Here is a 4160-nt window from a genome sequence, read left to right as displayed (position 1 = left end):
AACAACTTAGTGCAGGTAATGGATGCCCGACTACTCGGGCATGACAATATTGAAGTTTTTTGACTGAAATGGAAATTCATGAATTAACCAGGTTAACTAGTGATTGAACGAAACATAATTTTTATTGTCTTTGTCCCGACCATTCGGGATTTCTCAGCGAAGCAATCTCCTGATTAGGCAGGCGTGAGATTGCTTCGGCAAAAGCTTGTCCTGAGCAAAGTCGAAGGAACGCCTCGCAAAGACGGCTATATTTAGGGTTTTCGGTCAATCACCCATTACAACTAAATTTTCCACCTCTTGGGACAGCCCAGAGGCCTGCGCCGCTGGGCATTTTTAATACTCTCACCATATTTTAATTGCACTCCAACCTGACAATTTTTATATTAATTTTACTTCTTCGTCAAGTCATTAAAATCCTATCGTTTTATTTCATCATTATTCTGACCAATAATCAAGGAGGTAAAAATGAGTCCTCAATGGACATCTACACTCGGGATTGTTTTCGTCGTTCTGGCCGGGGTGCAAGTTTGGTTAATGCTTGAAGTAGTGGGTCGGGAGAAATCAAAATTCAGCGCGCGCTTTCTTTCGATTATGCACCGGGTTAACGGGTATCTGTTTCTTGCTATGTACGTCTTTTTTCTCTATGTTATGATCCAAAAAGTCGCCGCAACCAACTCTCCCCTTGACACCAAGTCGCTTATCCACATGATTCTGGCGGTCGCAATTTTACCGATGCTTTTGGTGAAAATTCTAATCGTTCGTTTTTATCCAAAGTTGTTCGATACGGTGGTGCCGTTGATCGGCATTGGGATTTTTGTTTTGACGTTTTGCTTTGTTTTTATCACCGGAGGGTATTATTTTATCAAGAGTGCTACAACAAAATATGTCAGCACGTTTGATCCACAATCCAGTTATCTCGATATTGATGTTGGTCGCCAACTCGTCATTCAGAAATGCAACAAATGCCATGATCTCACCCGCGTTTTTACTATGGTTAAATCACCCGAAGATTGGAAAGGCACGGTCAACCGGATGGTGCAGCGCGACCCGACCTGGATTGCGGCCAATCAAATCGATCAAATTGTTTATTTCCTGAGTGAACGCCAAAATATAAACCACACCGAACAAATTCTTACGGTACAAATCGAAACACTTCTCGACACTAAATGTTCAAGGTGCCATAATGTCGAGCGGGTATTTGCGCAGCGCCGCACCCGGCAGGAGTGGCGCACTTTAGTAACCCGAATGAGCAACCGCCACCGCAGTTGGATCAGCGACACGGAAGCGAATGTGATCGGGGATTATCTAGCAAGAATTTATGGCATTAAAAAGGAGACCCAAATCAAGCTGGCCGCACTTGTCAAACTGCCGGTTCAACGTGAAATCAACTTTGCGCCTTTATTTGAGAAATTGGGATGTGTCTTCTGCCATGGAGAAGAGGGCTACGGCGAAGCTGCCGACACCCCGGACTGGACCGAAACCGAATGGCAGGATGAAAAAAGCGATGACGATTTGTTCAAATCTATTGCCGAAGGAGTCGGGACTCAAATGCCGAGTTTTGAAAATAAACTTAGCAAGGATGAAATAAAAGCGGCAGTAAAATTTGTTCGTAGTTTTAAAGGAAGGGAGTAAAGACAACGTGTTCAGGTGTTAGGGTGTTCAAGTGGACTAACACTCTAACACTCTAACACTCTAACACTCTAATCCCCAAACACTGAGGTTACTATGGCTCAATCTGCAAAATTAATCGATGCAAACATCCCCCGCCGCGGATTTTTGAAATTCGCAATTGGCATGTTTAACGGCCTCATCGCTCTGCTGCTCGCAGTGCCCGGACTCGGCTTTCTTTTGACGCCAGTGCTTCGAAAGCGTGGAGAAACCTGGGTAAAATTAGGTTCTATTGAACAATTCAAGTCAGCGGTGCCGCAAAAAGCGATATTTAAATATATCTCTGAAACGGATTACACTTTAGCTGAGAAAAGCGGCTTTGTCTGGATCGTCGCTGACGGGACGGAGCAAGAACAAGTAAGCGTGCTTTCTGCGGTTTGCACCCACACGGGCTGCAACGTGGCCTGGCAGCCCGGCGAAGAAAAGTTTGTTTGCCCCTGTCACGAAGGCCGCTATGATTTAACCGGTAAAGTTCTCTCCGGGCCGCCCCCACGCCCGTTGACTAAGTTAGAAACCCGACTCGAGAACGGTGAGCTTTTTATTCAACTTCCAAGCTGAAAGTAAAAATAATGAAAACGAACACAGACAAAAACACGAACGGCCTGCTTGCTATCGTTAAAAATTTTCTCCAAGAGCCCATGCCGAAAGGCGTAAACTGGCTGCAGACTCTGGGTTCTTCCCTTTTGGCGCTTATCGCGGTGCAGATAATTACGGGTGTCTTGCTGTCATTTTATTATTCTCCGAATGCCAATGCTGCTTATGAAAGTGTGCGGTACATCGAGCAGCAGGTCATCTTCGGCAGTATCATTCGCGGGGTGCACTATTTCGCGGCGAGCGCCATGGTGATTCTGATTTTTTTGCACATTGCCCGCACCTTTTTTTACGGAGCTTATAAAAAGCCGCGTCAATGGACCTGGATATTCGGCGTCCTTCTTCTGCTAATTGTACTGGGTTTTGCTTTTACCGGTTATCTCCTGCCCTGGGATATGAAATCCTATTTTGCAACCAAAGTCGGCATTAACATCGGCGGAATTACTCCGGTCATTGGAAAACAGATCACAAGAATAATGCAGGGTGGCAGCGAAATGGGAACGATGACTCTTTCCCGTTTCTTTTCTTTACACGTTGTTGTCCTACCGCTGTTGCTTGTTCTCCTGGTCGGCGTGCATCTTTTTTATATTCGCTTGCACGGCTCAACTCCGCCCGGACTTAAAGAAGGCGACCCGGTCGAATACCCGAATCGATTTTACCCGCTGCAGCTTTTCCGCGACAGTTTGGTTGCTTTTGTGGTTGTCGGGGTGATCGTCCTGCTCGCCGCACAATTTGGCGCCCCGCTTGAGGAGAAGGCCGACCCAAATGACACGAGTTACATTCCCCGGCCCGATTGGTATTTTTACAGCCTATTCCAACTCCTGAAAATTTTTGAAGGCAAACTTGAAATCATTGGCGCGATTATTCTGCCGGGCGCTTTTATTACTCTGATGATTTTGCTGCCTTTTCTGGATAAAAATCCCGAGCGGCGATTGTCCAAACGGCCGATTGCTGTTAGCCTGGGAAGTGTTTTTATTTTTTCAATTCTCTCGTTAACAGCCTGGGGGGCCTATGAAGGCAGCGAGGCCAAGAAACTTATGGCGGCAAAAAGGGAAACTGTAACGGTCGAAGGCGAAATCGACAAACCTTTTGCGGTTAATCCACAATTGGGTCAGTTGCTTTATACCGAATTGAAATGCGGCAAATGCCACGACCCGGTTTCGCAGGGCGAGAATTTACCGCCGGGGCTGGAATTTGCCGGCAATAAATATCGGCAGGGCTGGCTCATCGACTATCTGCGAAACCCGCACCGCATTCGCTGGCAGCGCAAAGATGAGCGGCCGATCATTCGCATGCCGGATTTTAATTTAACTCTGGCAGAGGCGACGAATCTTTCGGCTTTTCTTCAAAACAATCTACAGAACGACAAATTCCCACAACCTGAATTCGACTGGGCTGAAGCGGACAGTGAAATGGTGGAATCGGGACAGGACCTTTTCTTCGAGTACGGCTGCTTCGGCTGCCACAAAATCGCAGAGGAAGGACAAAACCTTGCGCCTGAACTTTCCAGAGTCGGCAGAAAATTGTTAGAGTCCTATATGTTTCACCTGATCAAAGCTCCAAACAGAATTATTCCGCGAACTTCCATGAAAGATTTTCAACTTGAAGATGAAGAGGTGGAAGATATTGTGGCTTATTTGCGGGGATTGAAATAAGGTCTTGTTAACCTGCTAAACGTATGATTAAGAAGAATTATCAAATATCAATTATTCTTGATTTTTCATGTGATATTGTTGACTTTTTGTTTAGTATTCTTAATTTTAATAATGTTGAGGCGGAGGTGAGAGGTATCCAGCGTTTCCTATGGATGATAAAACAGCTGCACGAAGTCGGATATCATGACAAATGACTGCTTATGCAGTTAGAAGATAAATAAATTGTCGGAGATCATGACATTTGGT

3 protein-coding genes are annotated in these 4160 nt (G+C 45.6%); all 3 read left to right on the top strand.

What is annotated here, in order from left to right:
• Positions 1–465: 465 nt before the first annotated feature.
• The 3 genes from IH879_20765 (at position 466) to IH879_20755 (ending at position 3914) form a co-directional block, all read left to right on the top strand.
• On the top strand, positions 466–1632 hold the full coding sequence (locus IH879_20765; GenBank protein MCH7677362.1) for a c-type cytochrome: 1167 nt from the start codon (positions 466–468) through the stop codon (positions 1630–1632).
• A 93-nt stretch (positions 1633–1725) separates the two neighbouring features.
• Positions 1726–2226: a ubiquinol-cytochrome c reductase iron-sulfur subunit gene (locus tag IH879_20760; protein MCH7677361.1), complete on the top strand. Its 501-nt coding sequence runs from the start codon at positions 1726–1728 to the stop codon at positions 2224–2226.
• 11 nt (positions 2227–2237) lie between these two features.
• Positions 2238–3914, top strand: coding sequence for a cytochrome b N-terminal domain-containing protein (locus IH879_20755; protein MCH7677360.1), 1677 nt, complete (start codon positions 2238–2240; stop codon positions 3912–3914).
• Positions 3915–4160: the final 246 nt, after the last annotated feature.

Source organism: candidate division KSB1 bacterium (assembly GCA_022562085.1).
GTDB lineage: Bacteria > Zhuqueibacterota > Zhuqueibacteria > Oceanimicrobiales > Oceanimicrobiaceae > Oceanimicrobium.
The sequence above is the reverse complement of the archived record's forward strand: the minus strand, read 5'-3'. Positions and strand labels throughout refer to the sequence as shown.

Excerpts from the sequence above, each read along its gene's own strand:
- IH879_20765 (MCH7677362.1), top strand. The coding sequence starts at position 466 with ATGAGTCCTCAATGGACATCTACACTCGGGATTGTTTTCGTCGTTCTG.
- IH879_20755 (MCH7677360.1), top strand. The coding sequence starts at position 2,238 with ATGAAAACGAACACAGACAAAAACACGAACGGCCTGCTTGCTATCGTT.
- IH879_20760 (MCH7677361.1), top strand. The coding sequence starts at position 1,726 with ATGGCTCAATCTGCAAAATTAATCGATGCAAACATCCCCCGCCGCGGA.